The 17,330-nt window shown below is 29.3% G+C and carries 18 protein-coding genes and 2 pseudogenes; all 20 read left to right on the top strand.

Features of this window, described 5'->3' with window-relative positions; translation table 11 throughout:
* Positions 1-113 precede the first annotated feature (113 nt).
* The 20 genes and pseudogenes from PHEL85_RS16600 to PHEL85_RS16695 all read left to right on the top strand — a co-directional run bounded on the left by PHEL85_RS16600 (position 114) and on the right by PHEL85_RS16695 (position 17,323).
* Complete coding sequence (locus PHEL85_RS16600; RefSeq protein WP_036825498.1) at positions 114-572, top strand: helix-turn-helix domain-containing protein; 459 nt, start codon at positions 114-116, stop codon at positions 570-572.
* Positions 530-1,366, top strand: a pseudogene (locus PHEL85_RS17835) (IS3 family transposase); the annotation flags it as partial. The gene PHEL85_RS16600 and the pseudogene PHEL85_RS17835, both read left to right, overlap by 43 nt.
* Before the next feature lie 214 nt (positions 1,367-1,580).
* On the top strand, positions 1,581-2,273 hold the full coding sequence (locus PHEL85_RS16610; RefSeq protein ID WP_036827719.1) for a hypothetical protein: 693 nt from the start codon (positions 1,581-1,583) through the stop codon (positions 2,271-2,273).
* Between the two features lie 173 nt (positions 2,274-2,446).
* On the top strand, positions 2,447-2,887 hold the full coding sequence (locus tag PHEL85_RS16615) for a hypothetical protein (RefSeq protein WP_036827720.1): 441 nt from the start codon (positions 2,447-2,449) through the stop codon (positions 2,885-2,887).
* A gap of 835 nt (positions 2,888-3,722) precedes the next feature.
* Positions 3,723-4,121: a hypothetical protein gene (locus tag PHEL85_RS16620; RefSeq protein WP_036827723.1), complete on the top strand. Its 399-nt coding sequence runs from the start codon at positions 3,723-3,725 to the stop codon at positions 4,119-4,121.
* 6 nt (positions 4,122-4,127) lie between these two features.
* Positions 4,128-4,517 (top strand): hypothetical protein, encoded by a 390-nt coding sequence (locus PHEL85_RS16625; RefSeq protein ID WP_036827726.1) that lies wholly within the window; start codon positions 4,128-4,130, stop codon positions 4,515-4,517.
* A gap of 176 nt (positions 4,518-4,693) precedes the next feature.
* A complete protein-coding gene (locus PHEL85_RS16630) occupies positions 4,694-5,410 on the top strand; it encodes a HEPN domain-containing protein (RefSeq protein ID WP_036827727.1) in 717 nt (238 codons plus the stop codon).
* On the top strand, positions 5,410-5,685 hold the full coding sequence (locus PHEL85_RS16635; protein ID WP_036827728.1) for a hypothetical protein: 276 nt from the start codon (positions 5,410-5,412) through the stop codon (positions 5,683-5,685). The genes PHEL85_RS16630 and PHEL85_RS16635 overlap by 1 nt, the downstream gene beginning before the upstream one ends.
* 181 nt (positions 5,686-5,866) lie before the next feature.
* Positions 5,867-6,952: an ABC transporter substrate-binding protein gene (locus PHEL85_RS16640; protein WP_036827736.1), complete on the top strand. Its 1,086-nt coding sequence runs from the start codon at positions 5,867-5,869 to the stop codon at positions 6,950-6,952.
* Between the two features lie 179 nt (positions 6,953-7,131).
* Entirely contained in the window at positions 7,132-7,749 is a 618-nt protein-coding gene (locus tag PHEL85_RS16645) for a hypothetical protein (protein ID WP_036827737.1), read from the top strand.
* A gap of 298 nt (positions 7,750-8,047) precedes the next feature.
* The gene (locus tag PHEL85_RS16650) at positions 8,048-8,356 is read left to right on the top strand and encodes a helix-turn-helix domain-containing protein (RefSeq protein ID WP_036827740.1); all 309 of its coding nucleotides are present in this window, start codon (positions 8,048-8,050) and stop codon (positions 8,354-8,356) included.
* Positions 8,346-9,593, top strand: coding sequence for a DNA (cytosine-5-)-methyltransferase (gene dcm / locus PHEL85_RS16655; protein ID WP_036827741.1), 1,248 nt, complete (start codon positions 8,346-8,348; stop codon positions 9,591-9,593). The genes PHEL85_RS16650 and dcm overlap by 11 nt, the downstream gene beginning before the upstream one ends.
* Entirely contained in the window at positions 9,586-10,971 is a 1,386-nt protein-coding gene (locus PHEL85_RS16660) for a Sau3AI family type II restriction endonuclease (protein ID WP_036827744.1), read from the top strand. The genes dcm and PHEL85_RS16660 overlap by 8 nt, the downstream gene beginning before the upstream one ends.
* A gap of 275 nt (positions 10,972-11,246) precedes the next feature.
* On the top strand, positions 11,247-11,927 hold the full coding sequence (locus tag PHEL85_RS16665; RefSeq protein WP_036827748.1) for a hypothetical protein: 681 nt from the start codon (positions 11,247-11,249) through the stop codon (positions 11,925-11,927).
* A gap of 244 nt (positions 11,928-12,171) precedes the next feature.
* Positions 12,172-13,182, top strand: coding sequence for a T9SS type A sorting domain-containing protein (locus PHEL85_RS16670; RefSeq protein ID WP_036827756.1), 1,011 nt, complete (start codon positions 12,172-12,174; stop codon positions 13,180-13,182).
* Positions 13,183-13,273: 91 nt separating this feature from the next.
* Positions 13,274-13,732 carry a helix-turn-helix domain-containing protein gene (locus PHEL85_RS16675; protein WP_036825498.1) on the top strand — a complete coding sequence of 153 codons (459 nt, stop codon included), beginning with the start codon at positions 13,274-13,276 and terminating at the stop codon, positions 13,730-13,732.
* Positions 13,690-14,526 (top strand): annotated as a pseudogene (locus tag PHEL85_RS17840) (IS3 family transposase); the annotation flags it as partial. The gene PHEL85_RS16675 and the pseudogene PHEL85_RS17840, both read left to right, overlap by 43 nt.
* A gap of 120 nt (positions 14,527-14,646) precedes the next feature.
* On the top strand, positions 14,647-15,321 hold the full coding sequence (locus PHEL85_RS16685) for an SDR family NAD(P)-dependent oxidoreductase (RefSeq protein WP_036827758.1): 675 nt from the start codon (positions 14,647-14,649) through the stop codon (positions 15,319-15,321).
* Between the two features lie 164 nt (positions 15,322-15,485).
* Positions 15,486-16,130, top strand: a complete 645-nt coding sequence (locus PHEL85_RS16690; RefSeq protein ID WP_262501569.1) for a porin family protein — start codon at positions 15,486-15,488, stop codon at positions 16,128-16,130.
* Between the two features lie 650 nt (positions 16,131-16,780).
* The gene (locus tag PHEL85_RS16695) at positions 16,781-17,323 is read left to right on the top strand and encodes a TPM domain-containing protein (protein ID WP_036827763.1); all 543 of its coding nucleotides are present in this window, start codon (positions 16,781-16,783) and stop codon (positions 17,321-17,323) included.
* The last annotated feature ends 7 nt before the right edge of the window (positions 17,324-17,330 follow it).

Here is a 17,330-nt window from a genome sequence, read left to right on the forward strand (position 1 = left end):
TTAGTGCTTAAAACACGCAACTAATCTTATACAAACACGTTGTGTGTAATGCGAAAAACTGAACTTTCCTGAAATAGGTTGACTAAAAATTAAGCAATTAATTACAGTCACTTATGAAAACAAAAAATGAACACTGGCGAAAAAAAAGCTATCAAAAAGTAACTTTAGAAACCAAACTTTTAGTCGTTGACCAAATTCTTAACGGACAACTATCCAATAACCAAGCTTCAAAAAAATATGATGTTCCTAGAACAACCATTACCTATTGGTTAAGAAAATACAGTACCTTAGTACAACAAAATACAGGTATGAGTAAAAACGATGAAATTAAAAAGCTAAAGGAAAAGATTGAAGAACTTGAGTTTCAAAAAGACTTCCAACAGGACATTATCGCTGATATGGAACTTATTACAGGCGTTGATATGTCAAAAAAGTCATTACCCAAAACATTAGCAAAAGAGATAGAGCTAAAGAAAAAGGCACGTATAAAAGAAAGTGGCTTTATGGATGTTTTGGGGTTAGCAAACAAGCCTTCTACAAAAGACTCAAAGTACAACGAAAACAAGAAGTAGACCATCAAAAACTAATCAAATTAGTTAAGCAATACCGCAAAAAAGTAGGTTCTAAAACTGGTGGAATAAAACTTTATGCTGAGCTTAAAAAAGACTTTATAAACGCTGATATTAAGATAGGTAGAGACAAATTCTATCGATTCCTCAGACTTAATAATCTTTTGATTCCTAAAACTAAAAATTACATCACAACGACAAACTCAAACCACATGTACAAAAAATATAAAAACCTGGTTAAAGACCACGTGCCTACTCGACCTGAACAACTTTGGGTAAGCGATATTACATACATTAAAACCGAGAATGGACATAATTACCTCGCCTTAGTAACAGATGCCTATTCTAAGCAAATTATGGGGTATAAAATAGATAACCATATGAGAACATCGCTTTGCAGTGATGCGCTTGCTATGGCTATTAAAAACAGAAAGTATCACAATCAAAAAATTATTCATCATTCGGATAGAGGTTTTCAATACTGTAACCCTAAATACACAGCATTTGCTGAAGAAAATGGAATTATAATAAGTATGACTGAACAATACGATCCCTATGAAAACGCTGTAGCTGAACGAATTAATAGAACTTTGAAATATGAATATGGTTTAAAACAAAACATTAAAAACACTGAATTAGCACAAAAAATGACAGATCAAGCCGTCTATATTTATAACAATTTGAGAACTCATTTTAGCATAGATCTCAGAAAACCTGCTGAAGTCCATCTAAATCCTAACATCAAATACAAATCCTATCGAAAAAATAATGTAAATTTACCTGAACTTAAGATTTAACAACAGAACTAGTTCAAACTATTTTTTGCCTTCTAAACGGCTAAAAAAAATTGTTTGAACGGTATAAATTAAACTAAAAAAAGGTCAACCTATATCAGTATAATACAAACGAACAATTTCAAAGAAAATTAAGATATTTCGAACGAACCTAACAAAAACTAAACAACTCATTTAAAGAATATTAATAACTAAATTTCTAATATTACCAACAAAAATGAAAAATGAATTTATTCGTTTTATTTTTGGAATAATTAATATAAAATATTTAGAAATTATGAACGATTCTTACAAAAAACCAAACTTATTTTTAGAAAAAAATATAGAAATTTTCTTTCTTAAAAGTGAAAAAAAAATCAAAAACAAAATTAATAAATCCAACTACGATTTTGAAAAAACAGAAATTAAAAAAGAGGTTGAAAGACTAATTGAATGTGAAAATTTAAATGTGCCAAAACTGATTTTAAATGAGAAAAAAGAATCTGAATATGTGGAAAAACTTTTTTTAGGACAAGAATTACCTTCACCTTGTAACTTTATTGAAAATTACCCGTATAATATTGAATTTATAGTTAGGAAAGTTAAATTCAAAGGTAATTCGTCATTTTTTGAATACGGACTTTCGACTATGACAACAATATTTCAAAAAATTGATGTTTATTGTGAACATTTAGAAATTGAACAAACAAATTGGAAAGATGGAATACTAAATAATGAAAAAGGAATTAAGAAATTAAATGAAGATTTCAAAAGAACATTAGATTTATTAGAAACAAATTTAAGAGAATTAAATATTCTCACAAATGAGAAGAAAAAAATGATACGAAAAAATATAAATGAATATATTGAACAGAAAAAACAAAATATATTGAATATTAATATGAATATTGAAAGACTGAATGAATATTAAACACTACACACAACACTGTATAAACTTTATTGCTGGTTTTAGCTCACTTGGGAAATTCCTACGGAATTTCGCCGTTCGTGTTTTATTTACTAAATTCACTGCTTAACCAACGCAACAAAGCTTATACAACAACGTTGCAAGTAATAGCGGAAATCACTCAATCGAAAACAACAATGAAAAATAAAAAAGTATTCTTATTTTTAAGTTTTGGAATATTTATAATTTCATTAACTCAAAAAAGTTATTGTACAAGCGGAGGAACTTGCGAATATTTTTCAGGTTTATTAAGCCTAATATTTGGTTGGATAGGTGTATTTATGCTTCATTTACCAGCTTTTCCTTGGATTGCTAATCCAATACTTTTATTATCTTGGATCACATTTAATAAGAATCAAAAAATTTCATTTATTTCAAGTATTACTGCATTTTTATTAATGCTTTCATTTTTACTAGTTGATGAAATAATTGACAATGAAGGAGGTACTACAGCTAAAGTAATTTTTTATGATTTAGGGTATTGGATGTGGTTATTAAGTTCATTTATTATGTTAATAGGAAATTTTATTACTTATAAAAAATCAGAAAATAAAATAGGTTTAAAACAATTAAAATAAAGAAAGGAAAAAACAAAACTGGAATTTTAGTAACTTATGAAATGTATTTCTTTGCGGAATTTATTACTAAATCGGAACTCAAAATCTTTGAGGAAAATCACGTTGAAGGAATTTACTCAAACTCTGAATTAATAAAAAAACGGGATACACAAAAACTGAAAAAAAACTACTACTTGCAACACCGTATATAATTTATTGCTAGTTCTAGCCTACTTACGAAAATCCTCGCGGATTTTCTATTCGGTTTTTATTTGCTAAATTACGTGCTTAACCACGCAACAAACCATATACAAACACGTTGCAAAAAACTGGGCGAAAAATTAATCCGCAAACAAAAGTTCTTTAAAACAGCTTATTCTTTTAAAGTTTGAAAAACTAAAAAATTGCGAAAAAAACGGAAAAATATATTTGTGGAACACTCTCTCGCGAATCAAAATTCTGAAAGAATTTTGTTCTTTTTTGGAAATTTTAAAATGCTGAAAAAAAGAAAATTAATCTGAATTTATTGTGTTTGAGAAAAAAGAAAAAATGGAATTTATTCTAGCTGGAAAATTAATTTTGTGAAATTTGAACAATTTCGGAATTGAATTTCATTGTGGAATTAAAAATTGAACTCGGAATTTTTAAAAACTGAAAATTGAAAAAACAAAATTTTGGAAAAATAAAAAACACGCATTTTGCAACACTGTGTATAAAAAATTGCTATTTTTAGCTAAAACAAAGTTTGTTGCTTTTTTAATCTTGTCTTAATTTTCCTTCGGAAAATCAGCCAATCTTAAAATCGCAACTTTCCATAACACAAAACCGTTGTGCATAATTTGAGAAAACTCACGAAATGAAAAAAATAATCGGAATTTTATTAATAATCACCTCTATGAATTCCTGTAAGAATGAAGCTATTTGTGTTATAAATGAAAATAACGCTGGAAAAGAAATATATGATTTAGACGAGGCTTCTTGTTTTATAGCATTGAAACTTGACAAAAAAGAATCTGACTTGAATTTGATTCGTGAAGCTTTGATTGCGGAAGAAAACTTTATGAATAATCTTGGACTGATTGCCGAAAACTCGAATTCTGAAACCGAAACTGAATCAGATGTCGAATTAGATATTAATGAACTTGTTGAATATGCTCTGGATAAGGAAAAAGTTGACCTGACAAAAGACGAATTGCTAGAAATCTATGATACTGAAATTGAGTATTTAATGTTTATTGGAGTTGTATCTGAATAAAAAACTATGAGAATTTTAATAATACTTACTTTAATTTTCGGAATTAACTCGTGTAAAGCGCAATCTGAATATAAAGATAAACTCATCGGAAAATGGATTTTAATAGCTGAAACTGACTCTTTTGATGAAGATATTGAGCCACTTACAGAAAATAATTCTGAATCGGAATCTGACTCAAAAACAGAATTGGAAAGTACTTTGACTTTTAATATCGACAAATCGATTTTCATTAACCAACAGGGAAACGAATACAACTCGACTTATAAATTGACTGACTCAATTCTGACAATTGGAAATCGGAATTATATTATAGTCGAAATTGCCAAAAACAAATTAATATACAAAAACAAAGGTGGTTTGTTTGACAAGCGATATGAATATAAGAAAGTGGAATAAAAACTATGCACAACACCGTGTATAATTAATTGCTTTGGCAAGTGCTTATTTGGAAAATTCCTTCGGAATTTTCTCTGGTTCGTATTTGTTTACTAATTTAGTTGCTTAACCACGCAACTAACCATACACAACAACGTTGTACACAATTAAAAATAACTATGAATGAATTGTAAAATATGAAAGAACAAGAAACAAAAGGAGGTAAAACTTCTGGAATTGATAATCCAAAAGTAGATGCTGTTTCTTCAGGTTCAAAAGAGGATACTAAATCAATTTCATCTTTTGATGTTTTTGAAAAATGCTTAATTAGGGCAGAGAATTTATTATCAGTGCATGATTCTACGGAAACTATTAAAGAAATTACCGAAAAACATTATTGCGATTGTTATAGAGCTGCTGTCGTTTTAACAATATCAGCTTTAGATGCATTTGTTAGAAAAATTGTTATATCAGAAATAAGAAAAGTTGTTTCTGACACAAAAAAAACAATTAAACCTGAATTAAAAGATTATTTGAAAAAATTGTTAAACCAAGATAAATTACTTGACGCAGCTAGAAACTATAATTTCTTAGAAAAAGTGGAAAAAGCTGTGAAAGATGATTTTGAGACTAAATCGTTTCAAGGAGAATGGAAAATAACATCATTTCTTAAAATGGTAGGTCATGATAATATCTTTTCATCCGTAGCCGTAAAAGCAAACATAAATGAAAGTAATCTAAAACGAAAATTAAACTTATTTACCAGCAGAAGACATGTTATTGCTCATAGTGGTGATTATAATTTGAATCAAACTCCACACAGTGAAAATGACATAAATAAAAATTATGCAAAAGAGTGTATCGAAATTGTAAGACTGTTTGCATCAAATATTCATGAAATAATTGAACAATAATGAAAAGAGCATATATTATATCGTACGATTTAAATAGCGCAGGTCAAAATTATGAAGATGTTCTTAAAGTAATAAAGGAACATGACGGTTGGGCTAGATTAGGAGGTTCTGCGTACATTGTTATTTCCAAAAAAAGTGCCATTGAAATTAGAGATAGTTTAATGGAAGTCACGGATTCAAATGACCAAATATTTGTTGGAACTGTCAAAGCTCCTTCTGCTTGGTTTGGATTAGGTGATGAAGTATCAGATTGGTTAAAGAAAAACTTAGATTAAAACAGTGTACAACAATGTATAAAAAACATAGGGCTTTTGTGTTAAATCCAAAGTTCTATGTTTTTTTACAAAGTCCGCCAAATATAAAATTTGGCTTAGTACCAAACCGAAACGTATCGCTTGTCACCTGACCTACGTTTATTATACGAGCCGTTGGCAAACATTAAAAAAAAACTGAAATATGATACATAAAACAGATAATCCAATTCTTATAGGGGCAATAGCTCCAATAACAAATCCAGGTTGGATTGAGGCTGGTAATCATCTATTGGCAGGTCTTGAATTTGGCGTTTCTGAATTGAATAAGACAGGAGGCATTAATGGAAGACCGATTGAATTACTAGTACGAGATAGTGCTGCTAATCCTCAAAAAGCTACGGATTTAGTTGACGAACTAGTAGGTTTAGGAGTAATAGCCATTGTTGGTGAATACCATAGTTTTGTTGCTAAAGCTATAGCTAATAGAGCTGATGAACGAAATGTGCCTTTTCTCTGTACATCAGCAGTTATAGATAATCTAATTGAAAAGCCATCAAAATGGATTGCTCGACTTCCTCAAGTTCAATCGAAAGGCTGGAAAGCTTATGCAGAATTTCTTACAAATAATAAGCATACTAATATCGCTTTAGCTACATCTCCAAGTGTTTATTGGGAAGCAGGCACACATATTCTACGTGAACATTTTAATAAACAAGGTGGTTCTATCATTGAATTTGACACACAACGAATTACTCCTACTGACCTATGTGATAAACTTAATGGCAGTAATGCAACTGCTTTGCTTCTTCTTGTAGGGTATCCAGATCCTGCCGTATCTTTGGTTAAAGCCGTACGAAACGATTCTCGACTTGAAAAACTTCTGATTGGAGCTCCTGCAGGACAACCCGAGTTCAATAGTTGGATGAGTGAGTTACAGGAAAACGGTTCGGCAATTCCTTTTTTACGTTATATGCCTGAAAAACTAAACTCACTTGGACTGTATGTGCTAGATAAAGTACGCAAACATTTAGGAGAAGAACCGTCATTTGTAGCTTTGGAAGGTTATGATGCTATTCATATTTTAGCTAATATTATGAGTTTAAATGGAGTCAATCGAAATAGCATTGCCAAATCTTGGTCACAAGTAACTACAAATGGAACACGCGGAGAAATTAAATTATCACAGAATCCTGAGATGAATGTGTGGCAGTGGCAAGAAGCTCCAGTTCAAGTAGTAGATAGAGATCCTTTAAATAAAAATAAATTTAGAGTTCTATATGTGAAATAAAACGATTCTGACTTACTGATAAAAACAAAAAACGTCTGCCAACACCGTATAAAATTAATTGCTAGTTTTAGCCTTATTTACGAAAGTCCTCGCGGACTTTCTATCAGTGATTTTTTTGCTAACTTTAGTGCTTAAACACGCAATTAATCTTATACAACAACGTTGTAATTAATTAAAAAATGAAAAAAGGATGCACAATAGCAATTTTGACAATTTTAGGAATAGGAATAATTCTTATTTCACTTGTCTATTTGGCTCTTCAACCTGAATTTAAAACCGTTGAAATAAATCAGAATATTGGCGGAAAATTAGTCTGTAAAATGGAATATTATCCTGACCTTCATTCTTGGGAATACATTATTAATTATGAATACAAGTCTCAAAATGGGAAAACACTAAATCTTGGTCAAGGAATCTATTCTGGAAGAGAATGGAATGAAGACGAACAATTAATCAAAGTGAATAATTTGTACGTTTTGAAAACTGGAAATTTTCACGGTTCTGACAAAATAATTTATGGAGATTTTAAATCAAAGAAATGGAAAGAATATGAATTTACATCCAATGGAATTGAAAATGACAGCTTATGGAAAACAAAAAACATAAAATCACTATATAATTATTGGCCTCATAGAACTTTTGTGTCAGATATAAAAAATGACCAAATTCTTGTGACATATGAATATCGAATAGATTCAAATAATGCAGATTTAACTGAAAAGAAAATAATTGAATATGAATTAATTGAAAAACCAGTAATTAAAAAAATAACTAATTACAACACCGTGTATAATTAATTGCTTGGTTTTAGCCAATTTACGAAAGTCCTCGCGGACTTTCTATCTGTGTTTTATTTACTAACTTTAGTGCTTAAAACACGCAACTAATCATACACAACAACAAAAGTACACAAGCAACCAGCCGCATATTTTAGCACTTTTGGTTTTTGCCAATGCTCAATTCCAAGGCTCTAAAAACCAAAAGAGCTAAAATTTTCCACCACACCAGAACGAATAAAATAATCTGAATTAAAACTTGATAATCCAAAATGTTTTTATAAATTTGGACAATATTTGTCTAAAACAATTTTGACCAATGAAAACATTAGGAGACACTTTAAAATGTGCGAGAGAGGAAAAAGATTTAATTCTACGAAAAGTTGCGGCTGAAGTAGATATTGATCAATCTTTGATTAGCAAGTTTGAGAAAAACGAAAGAAAACCTACAAAGGAACAAATTGTAAGACTTGCTAAATTTTATGAACTTCCGGAAAGTGAACTTATCATAAATTGGTTTTCAGAAAAAATTGCAGAAGAATTAAAATACACAGAATCGACTTCTGAAATTCTGAAAGTTGCAGAAGAAAAAATTAACTATTATAAGACTCAAGAAAATGGAAAATAAGAAAATTAAAGTTACTGAATTGTTTGCAGGAGTTGGAGGTTTTCGTCTTGGACTTGAAAAAAGCAATTATGAAATTGTTTGGAGTAATCAATGGGAACCATCAACTAAAATGCAACACGCATCAAAAGTTTATGAAGAACGTTTTGGAAAAGAAAATCACTCAAACGAAGATATAAATGAAGTTGTGACGAGAAACGTAGAGGAAATTCCAGATCACGATTTATTAGTTGGCGGATTTCCTTGTCAAGATTATTCTGTTGCAACAACTCTTCATAATTCAAAAGGTTTAAAAGGTAAAAAAGGTGTTCTTTGGTGGTCAATTCATCAAATTTTAGAAAAGAAAAAAAACAAGCCAAAATACTTATTTTTAGAAAATGTTGATAGACTTTTAAAATCGCCAGCAAAACAAAGAGGACGAGATTTTGCAGTAATGTTGCAAAGTTTAAATGACTTGGGTTATGCAGTAGAATGGCGAGTAATAAATGCAGCTGAATATGGAATGCCACAAAGGAGAAGAAGAGTTTTCTTTATTGGTTATCACAAATCAACAGAAATTTACAAAAGACTTCAAAAATCTAAAAAAATAAATTGGCTAACAGAAGAAGGAACTATTGCAAATGCTTTTCCTGTTGCTAAAACAGATTCAATTCAAGAAGTTGAATTAAAAGGGGATTTAGTGGAAATAACTAATGACTTTAATAAAAACGGAAAATTATCGCCTTTTCAAAATACTGGCTTACTTATAAAAGGTAAAGTTTATACAACTAAAACAGTTCCAAATTATGACGGAGAAAGAACTGTTTTAGGAGATGTTTTACAAAATGGAGAAGTAACTTCCGAATTTTTTATTGATGAAAATGACAAGTCAAAATGGGAATATCTAAAAGGTGCTAAAAAAGAGAAGAGAACTACAAAAGAAGGTTTCGAATATAACTACAGCGAAGGCGGAATGATTTATCCAGACGCTTTAGATAATGCTTCAAGAACTATTATAACTGGAGAAGGTGGAAAATCAGCTTCAAGATTTAAACACGTAGTTGTTTCTGATCGAGGTTTAAGAAGGTTAACACCAATAGAATTGGAAAGATTAAATATGTTTCCAGACAATCATACCAAATTGGAAGGAATTACAGATACAAAACGTGCTTTTTTTATGGGAAATGCATTAGTTGTTGGAGTAATTGAAAAAATTGGGGAAGAACTTTATAAACAAATAAATCAATTTGAATATGTATAATGTAAATTCAGCAGATTCAATTATTGATTTTGCTAAATTATTAAAAGGTCAAACTTTACGAGAATCTTGTGGTGTTGAAATTGAAAAACACGGTTATAAGGGAAAAGGAAACTTTGGTCAAATATTAGAAAAATTCTATTTCGGTTACGAGCCAAACTCTGATGCAGAACCTGATTTTAAAGAAGCTGGAATGGAACTTAAATCAAGTCCATTAAAAACTTTAAAAAACGGAGAATTTAGATCAAAAGAAAGACTTGTTTTAAATATTATCAATTATTTAAAAGTACACGAAGAAAATTTTGAAACCAGTTCGTTTTGGAAGAAAAACGCACACTTACTTTTAGTTTTTTATTTACACGACAGAGATTTAGAATTACTTGATTACGTAATTAAATTAGTAGACGGTTGGCAATATCCAAACGAGGATTTGAAAATCATTAAACAAGATTGGGAATTTATCAATCAAAAAATAAAAGACGGAAAAGCACACGAATTGTCGGAAGGAGATACTTTTTATCTTGGAGCTTGTACAAAAGGTTCAACTGCACTAAAATCTTTTAGAGACCAACCATTTAATGAAGAAAAAGCAAAACAAAGAGCATATTCATTAAAACAAGGTTATGTAAATCATATCATTGCAAATATTGCTCAAGAAGAAACTGCCATTTATGGTAAAATAATTGAACGCCCAGAAATTTTAGATAAAGTTCAATCTTTAGAAGAAATAGTAATTTTAAAGTTTCATCCGTTCTATGGAAAACCAGCAGAACAGATTGAAAAAGATTTAAGTTTAGATCTAAATAAAAATGCAAAAAGTTATTTTGCAAACTTAACAAATGCAATTTTAGGACTTAAACTCGGTCAAAAAATAGAAGAATTTGAAAAAGCTGATATTCAAGTAAAAACAATTCGACTTAAAGAAAATAATTTACCAAAAGAAGATATTTCATTTCCAACATTTGAATATCAAGAACTTATTGAAACAGATTGGGAAGATTCAGACTTTAAGAATATTTTAGAAAGTAAGTTTTTCTTTGTGTTCTATCAATTTGAGGGAGAAAATTTAATTTTAAGAAAAGTGAAATTTTGGAATATGCAATATTCAGACATTCTTGAGGTAAAAAATGTTTGGAAAAAAATGGTTGAAACGGTTTCTAAAGGAGAAATAGTGAAAGAAGTAACCGAAAAAGGTATAAGAAAATCATTTTTCCCCAAAAAAACGGAAAATAGAATTAGTCACGTTAGACCACACGCAAGAAACAAAGAAGACACTTATGAATTACCTTTTGCAGATAAATTAACAGGACTAACTGAATTTACTAAACATTGTTTTTGGTTAAATGCAAGTTACGTGAAAGACGAAATATATCTGAAATAAGCCAACGCTAAAAGCCATACACATTTGCAATTCGCTTCAGCCACAACACAAGCCAAAAATTGCAAAAGAGTATGTCTTTGCCAACGCTATCAAGTTTGCGGAAAGAAAAAGCCAGTGTACAACACCGTATAAAATTAATTGCTGGTTTTAGCTTATTTACGAAAGTTCTGGCAGACTTTAAATCTGTGTTTTATTTACTAACTTTATGGCTTGGAAACACGCAACTAATCTTATACAACAACGTTGTAAGCAATAATTAACAACCGAAATCAAGAATGAAAGATCTATTATATTTAATATTAGTTTTTTTAACATTTATAAGTTGTGAAATTTGTCCTTCTGAAAATGAGTTTTTAGGAAAATATTATTCTCAAAAAGAAGGAATTGAAAATTACATTGAAATTAAAAAGAACGGAGAATTTACTCACTTTTATTCAAAAGGAGAATTAATTTTAAAACATTTTGGAACTTGGGAAAAAAGTAAAAATGGTTATTGCTGGTTAGAATTTAACGAGTGGAAAAATTTTGACGAAAATGGAGAAAAATTTGAAATACTTGGGAATAAAATTCTTTATATAAATGGAAAATATCTTGACCATTCTCCTGATGGCGAAACTCTATCAAGTTTTATCAAAATGGAAAAAAAACCATTTATAGTTGGAAATGGAAATGATGTAATTGTAACCTTAAAAATTGAGGAAAATGAAAATATTCAAAAAATTGAATTCTCTTCAAAAAATAATTTAGTTACAATTAACAAAAAACAGGTAAATTCAAATAACGAATTTATTTATAAATTTAAAAATATCGGAGAAGGAACTTATAAAACGTGTATATTTAAATTGAATGATACAATTTGTTTAGAAAGTTATGTTGAAAGAGGTTATGAACCTAAAATGGAATTCAAAAAAGACAGTATAATTATTACAGACTATTTTGGAACTAAATATGAATAAAAAAACTATTGCCAACACCGTACAAAATTAATTGCTTGCTTTTTGCCTACTTACGAAAATCCTCGCGGATTTTCTTTGTCAGTAATTATTTAGTAAATTTAGTTCTTAAACCAAGCAACTAACCTTGTACAAACACGTTGTGTGTAATTTGAACAACATTTTGCTTTTTTACCTACTAATAGGTATTGATTATAATTTCATTACAACTTATTTTTACAAATTAATTAACTAAAATCTATAAAAAATGAAAAAACAATTACTTTTTAACTTAACCTTTTTATTATTTACTATTGGAGTTTTTGCACAAAGCTCTGGTAGTTTCACAGGTACTTTTTTTAGTTCAAATCCTTCGCAAGAATCCACTTATACATTTATATCAGCAGGTAATGGAACTTATACTATAAATTTACAGTTAGATGACTCATCTTCGCTAATTAATAACCAAGCATATATTGGTGCAGTTAATAATTATACTATTGGTGGCAGTGTTAATAATTATGAAACGACTTGTGTTGAAAATGGTGAAACTATTGGAATAATTTTAAATAATGCACAATATCACGGAGCAGATGGGTTAATTAACTACACTCTTTCTTATCAATTTAATCCCACTCTTTATTCATCTGACCCAGAACCTAATGATAATTTTAATGACTCAATCACTATCAATGAAAACACACCAACAGAAGGTTGGTTCAATAATTCAGCAGACCCAAATTTTAGTGGAGAAGACTGGTATAGTTTTACGCCAACAACTAACGGAACATTATTAATAACACTTGAAAACACAAATTCTGTAAATAGTACAGATGGTGCTGGTGCTAACATACTAATAGACAATGCTACACAACAAATTTCTATTGATAATTATACAACTAATGGTTTGACAGAAACATTTACTTATAATAATTTCAACCAACAAAATAATACAATTGGTATTCAAATGTTTGGAGGATGTGAAAGTTATAGAATAACTTGGACTATAGATACAAGTACTTTAAGTTCAGAAAACTTTGATTTAAACAATTCATTCAAAATATATCCAAATCCAGTTCTAGATAATTTAAACTTTACAATCAACAACAACCTAAATATAGAAAAAGTAGAAATCATAGGAATTACAGGAAAATTAATAAAAGTATCGCATTTGATAAATAATTCAATTTCTACTCAAAACTTAAAAAACGGAATTTACTTTGTTAAAATTTATTCAGACAAAGGTATTACGACTAAAAAGATTATAAAATCGGAATAAAAACTACACACAACACCGTATAAAAATAATTGCGGTTTGAACTTTCCTGAAATAGGTTGACTAAAAATTAAGCAATTAATTACAGTCACTTATGAAAACAAAAAATGAACACTGGCGAAAAAAAAGCTATCAAAAAGTAACTTTAGAAACCAAACTTTTAGTCGTTGACCAAATTCTTAACGGACAACTATCCAATAACCAAGCTTCAAAAAAATATGATGTTCCTAGAACAACCATTACCTATTGGTTAAGAAAATACAGTACCTTAGTACAACAAAATACAGGTATGAGTAAAAACGATGAAATTAAAAAGCTAAAGGAAAAGATTGAAGAACTTGAGTTTCAAAAAGACTTCCAACAGGACATTATCGCTGATATGGAACTTATTACAGGCGTTGATATGTCAAAAAAGTCATTACCCAAAACATTAGCAAAAGAGATAGAGCTAAAGAAAAAGGCACGTATAAAAGAAAGTGGCTTTATGGATGTTTTGGGGTTAGCAAACAAGCCTTCTACAAAAGACTCAAAGTACAACGAAAACAAGAAGTAGACCATCAAAAACTAATCAAATTAGTTAAGCAATACCGCAAAAAAGTAGGTTCTAAAACTGGTGGAATAAAACTTTATGCTGAGCTTAAAAAAGACTTTATAAACGCTGATATTAAGATAGGTAGAGACAAATTCTATCGATTCCTCAGACTTAATAATCTTTTGATTCCTAAAACTAAAAATTACATCACAACGACAAACTCAAACCACATGTACAAAAAATATAAAAACCTGGTTAAAGACCACGTGCCTACTCGACCTGAACAACTTTGGGTAAGCGATATTACATACATTAAAACCGAGAATGGACATAATTACCTCGCCTTAGTAACAGATGCCTATTCTAAGCAAATTATGGGGTATAAAATAGATAACCATATGAGAACATCGCTTTGCAGTGATGCGCTTGCTATGGCTATTAAAAACAGAAAGTATCACAATCAAAAAATTATTCATCATTCGGATAGAGGTTTTCAATACTGTAACCCTAAATACACAGCATTTGCTGAAGAAAATGGAATTATAATAAGTATGACTGAACAATACGATCCCTATGAAAACGCTGTAGCTGAACGAATTAATAGAACTTTGAAATATGAATATGGTTTAAAACAAAACATTAAAAACACTGAATTAGCACAAAAAATGACAGATCAAGCCGTCTATATTTATAACAATTTGAGAACTCATTTTAGCATAGATCTCAGAAAACCTGCTGAAGTCCATCTAAATCCTAACATCAAATACAAATCCTATCGAAAAAATAATGTAAATTTACCTGAACTTAAGATTTAACAACAGAACTAGTTCAAACTATTTTTTGCCTTCTAAACGGCTAAAAAAAATTGTTTGAACGGTATAAATTAAACTAAAAAAAGGTCAACCTATATCAGTATAATACAAGAACAGCACAAAATGAACAAAATTGTATTAATAACAGGAGCAAGTAAAGGAATTGGAAAAGCCTTGACTGAAAAAATGTTGAATGAAAATTTCTTTGTTATTGGAACAAGTAGAAGCAGAAAAATTGAAAACTTTGAGCATAAGAATTTTTATCCTTTAAAATTAGACCTATCAAACACGGAAAGTATCAAGAATGCTCACAAAGAGATTTTTGGGAATTTTAAAAATATTGACTTTTTAATTAACAACGCTGGAATTGGACCAGATTTAGACACTTACATTCCAGAAAAAGAATCTTTTAATCTGACTTTTGATGTTAATGTAACTGGAACTGTATTTTTCACAGAACCCTTGATTGAATTCATAAACGAAAACGGAATTATTCTAAATATATCCTCAAAAATGGGTTCTTTAGATGTTTGTGAATTGACTGACTCTGTTGCTTATCGAATGTCGAAAAGTGCTTTAAATATGTACACAAAAATACTGACAAATAGATTGAAAAATAAAATTAGAGTTGCTTCAATTCATCCAGGTTGGGTAAAAACGTCTATAATAGAAAGCAATCTTAAAAATGGTAGATTAACACCTGAACAATCAGCGGAAAATATTTTTGAGTTTTTAACAAACAAATTTGAAAGCGGAACGTTTTGGAATTCTGAAAATGGAACTGAACTATTATGGTAAAAAAAACGATTTGCCAACACCGTATAAAATTAATTGCTAGTTCTAGCATATTTACGAAAGTCCTCGCGGACTTTCTATCTGTAATTTATTTGCTAACTTTAGTGCTTAAAACACGCAACTAATCTTATACAACAACGTTACAAACAATTAAAACGAAAATCAAATTGCATACAAGAAAGAAGTATCTGATTATTTTTTTATTCATAAGTTCAATTTCAATGAATGGACAAAACTCGAATATAAACTTTGGAATAAAAACGGGTTTAAATTACTCAAATTTTAAACTTAACTCAAGTTTAGAAAAAGTTGAATTAATAGAATCCGAGAATGAAATTGGCTTTCAAGTTGGAGGATTTGTCAATTTCAAGATTCATAAAAAGTTTAACATCCAAACTGAATTGTTATTTAATAATCTTAATACTTCTGGATTAATTCAGGAATTTATTAGAACGAGTCCTAATGAAGCTGTTTTACAAAGATTTGAATTAAATCTTAATGAAACAGGAATCAATTTTCCTGTAGTTATTCAATATTTGATTTTTAATAAATTTCATTTAGAAGCTGGAATAGAAATGAAATATATAATTCAACAAAAATTGAAGAAGGAATATCTTCCTGGACCTTTTGAACCTTTAAGTAATGAATCTCTTTACTTTGATTACAACAGTATTAATCTAAATTTAGCGTTAGGAATTAATTACAGAATCTCAAATAAATTTGGAATTAACACAAGATATTACCATAATTTGGATAATAAAAATTCAATAATTATGAGAAATTTTAACTTGGGAATAGAATATCATTTATAAAAAACTGTTTGTAACACCGTATAAAATTTATTGCTGGCTTTTTGTTCACTTACGAAAGTCCTCTCGGACTTTCTTCGTCTGTAATTATTTAGTAACTTTAGTGCTTAAACCACGCAACAAACCTTATACAACAACGTTGTAAAAAACTGGTTGAAAGAAAAATCTAAAAGCTAAAGTTCTTTAAAAAAGCATTTTACTTTTAAAGTTTGAAAAACTGAATTCTGAAAAAAATTGAATCTTAAAAATGTGGAGCACTCTCTCGCTCATTAAAATTTGTGAAAATTGGAAAGTTTTAGAAATTTAATAAAAAGGAATTTACTCAAACTCTGAAAAAACAAAATTGCAGAATTCTTACTCAAATTCTGAATTTAGAAAGTTTGCGGAATTGAGCTAAATACGGAAAATCAAAATTGCGGAATTATTACTCAGAATCTGAATTTAAAAAAAGGAAAAATAATAAAAACTGAATCTTATAAAATTATGGGGAAATTAAATATGCATTTTACAACACCATGTATAAAAAATTGCTATTTTTAGCTTAAACAAAGTTTGTTGCTTTTTTAATCTTGTCTTAATTTTCCTTCGGAAAATCAGCCAATCTTAAAAACGCAACTTTCCATAACACAAAACCGTTGCCAACAATACGAAAAATGAAAATCGGAACTAAAATATTAATCCTTTTCTTGACTTTAAATTTACTTTCCTGCAAAGGAAATGCTCAAGAAACGGAAACCAAAAATCCTAAAACTGAATTTGATTTCTCTAAAATTGAAAAAATTAAAGAGACAAAACTCAAAGGTCTGATTATTAATGATTACGACAGTATTTTCAATTCTGCTCAAAGAAAGGAATTATCTGATATTATTTACGATTACAACATAAAAACAACACGACAAATAGTTGTTGTGACTGTAGATAGTATTTCACCTTATTCTGAAATTCAAAAATACGCAGGTGATTTAATGAATTATTGGGGAATTGGAACTGCCGAAAAAAACAACGGACTGACAATAGTTGTGTGTAATCCTTGCAGACAAATCGGAATTGCCACTGGAACTGGAACTGAATTGATATTGACTGACGAAGTTTGTAAAAAAGTAATTGGCGAAAAAATAATACCTGAATTTAAAAACGGAGAATTTTATAGCGGAATTAAAAAAGGTGTGATAGAATTAATAGAAAAGTGGAAATAAGTACTGT

Origin of the sequence: Polaribacter sp. Hel1_85 (assembly GCF_000766795.1) — a bacterium.
Lineage (GTDB): Bacteria > Bacteroidota > Bacteroidia > Flavobacteriales > Flavobacteriaceae > Polaribacter.